This window comes from Novosphingobium capsulatum NBRC 12533, from assembly GCF_001598375.1.
Lineage (GTDB): Bacteria > Pseudomonadota > Alphaproteobacteria > Sphingomonadales > Sphingomonadaceae > Novosphingobium > Novosphingobium capsulatum.
In genome coordinates this window covers 1-2543 of record NZ_BCYV01000051.1, presented here as the reverse complement: position 1 = coordinate 2543, position 2543 = coordinate 1, and the positions used below count along the sequence as shown (strand labels likewise).

At 63.4% G+C, this 2543-nt stretch carries 2 protein-coding genes; both read right to left on the bottom strand.

Annotated features, from left to right (window positions below; translation table 11 throughout):
- Window positions 1–300: 300 nt before the first annotated feature.
- The gene (locus SCA01S_RS21480; RefSeq protein WP_062788849.1) at window positions 301–1500 is read right to left on the bottom strand and encodes an IS91 family transposase; all 1200 of its coding nucleotides are present in this window, start codon (window positions 1498–1500) and stop codon (window positions 301–303) included.
- A gap of 4 nt (window positions 1501–1504) precedes the next feature.
- Window positions 1505–2413 (bottom strand): tyrosine-type recombinase/integrase, encoded by a 909-nt coding sequence (locus SCA01S_RS21475; protein WP_062788848.1) that lies wholly within the window; start codon window positions 2411–2413, stop codon window positions 1505–1507.
- Window positions 2414–2543 lie beyond the last annotated feature (130 nt).

The following is a 2543-nucleotide window of genomic DNA, read 5'->3' as shown; positions in this document are numbered from 1 at the left end:
GTCGAAGGGTTTCGGGCGCCGGCAGGCGTACGAAAGTCTTGCAAGTACGACCCGCGGTGAGGCTCGCACAGGTCTATGGGTAAAAGGGCTTTGGTGTGGATTGGGGTGACTGAAGCAAGCCTACCGGCCAGCCCGTGACGGGCGGAACAGCATGGAAGTCAGTTGGCCATTGTGCTCGTCGCGCCGCTGATCCTGCTGGGAATGAGCCCAGTTTTGACTGTGCTGGCGGCGTCGACACACCTATCCCCATGGGCCGGGGTGCAACGTTCACGGCCATCATGGAGGGTAAGCCATGCCGGATCATGGCGTGGTCTTCCGGGTCGGCGGCGCCGATTGCGGGGGAGCGCGGGGCTGGCACCAGCGAGCGAAGTCTTCGATAATGGTCATGTGCCCGCCGCAACATGGGCATGGCGGGCGACGATCGGGCGGTTCGTCGGGTTCGGTGTCGGTCTCCTCAATCGGCGCGGCGACGCCAAGCAAGCTGCGGGCCAGCGCCATGGCTTCTTTGTGCGTTGAACTGGCAAGCAGGCCGTAATGCCGGATGCGGTGGAAGCCGCGCGGCAGGAAGTGGATCAGAAAGCGGCGGATGAACTCGTCGGTGGCCAGCGTCGTGACCTGCTGGCGCTGCTCCCCGTCGCGGCGATAATCCTTGTACCGGAACGTCACGCCAGTCTCGTCGAAGGCAATGAGGCGCCGGTTCGAGATGGCAACGCGGTGCGTGTAGCGCGAGAGATAGGCCAGCACGGCCTGTGGTCCGGCAAAGGGCCGCTTGGCATAGACCACCCAGCGCTTCTTCCCGATTGGCGATAGATGCCGCAGGAAGGCCTTGCGTGTGGTGAGGCCCGCCAAGGTGCTGAAGAAGGACAGCTTGCCGGCATCGAACAGCGCCAAGAGACGCGTGAGGAACAGGCGGCGGAACAAGGCGCCCAGCACGCGCACCGGCAGCAGGAACGTGGGGCGCGATGACATCCATCGCGTGCCGTCGAGCGCAATGCCACCGCCCGGGACGATCATGTGCACATGCGGATGGTGGGTGAGTGCGGATCCCCACGTATGCAGCACGGCGGTGATCCCGATCCGCGCGCCGAGGTGTTTGGGATCAGCGGCGATGACCAGCATGGTGTCCGCAGCCGCGCGGAACAGCAAGTCATAGACTACTGCCTTGTTCTGCCACGCGATATCCGCGATCTCGGCGGGCACGGTGAACACGACGTGGAAGTAGCCCACCGGCAAAAGATCGGCCTCGCGCGCGGCGAGCCAGGTGCGCGCGGCAGCGCCCTGGCATTTGGGGCAATGCCGGTTGCGGCAGGAGTTGTAGGCGATCCGCCAGTGCCCGCAGTCATCGCAGGCCTCGACGTGACCGCCCAGCGCGGCGGTGCGGCAATTCTCAATCGCCGTCATGACCTTGAGCTGGCCGAGGCTCAGATGCCCGGCGTGGGCTGAGCGATACGCGGGCCCGGCGCTACGGAAGATATCGGCGACCTCGAGCGAGGCGCGCACCGGCTCAGCCGGGAGGAGCCAACTGCGGCTCGAGCAGCGTCGTCAACTTGTCCAGCGGACTGATGACCGCGCGCACAGTTCGAGTTGCGACCGTGGTGTAGAAAGCGGTGGTCTCGAGGTTCGCATGCCCGAGCAGCGCCTGGATGATTCGAATATCGACGCCGTCTTCCAACAGATGCGTGGCGAAGCTGTGTCGCAGAGTGTGCGGGCCGACACGCTTTTTGATACCCGCAGCTTCGGCAGCATCGACAACGATCCGATGGAGCTGCCTGGTGCTAAGCGGCTTGAGATAGTGCATGCCCGGGAACAGCCAGCCATCGGCGTGCATGACGCCCTGCTTGCGGCCAACCGTCCACCACTCGCGCAAAAGAGCAAGAAGGTCAGCGGGCAGGAGCGCATTGCGATAGCGCCCGCCCTTACCGCGCTCCACTCGAAGGAGCATACGCTTGCTGTCGACATCGCGGACCTTCAGCATCGTCACTTCGGCGGCGCGCAAGCCAGCGCCATAAGCAACGGACAGTGCAGCCTTGTGCTTCAGGCAATTGGTCGCGCCGAGGAGAAGCACGACCTCTTCGCGGCTGAGGACAATGGGCAAGGAGCGCGGATTCTTGACCGTGTAGAGCTTGCGGGACAGATCCGGGCGATCAATGGTGTGAGTGAAAAAGAAACGCAGCGCAGAAACGATGCTGTTCATGGTCGGGATCCCTATGCCCGCCTCGCGCTGTTCGACCTGGAATTGCCGCAGCTCTTCTGCTGTCGCAGTATCGGGGGGACGCCCAAGATATGTGGCGAACCTCGCGACATGCCGCACGTAATCGAACTGGGTCTTCCGCGTGAACCGGCGCATGTTCATGTCTTCGATCATGCGCTGACGCAGCGAAGTGGCAGGGGCATCAGACAGGACGTTGGTCATGGAACGACTCCTTGATTGAAAGGAGCCAAAATGGTCTGCCTACTGGGTCCAGACCTCAACTTAGATACTGACCGCCGATCACTGGCCAGGCCTCAAAACAAGCGCCACTCCCGCGCCAGCGGGTTCGTAC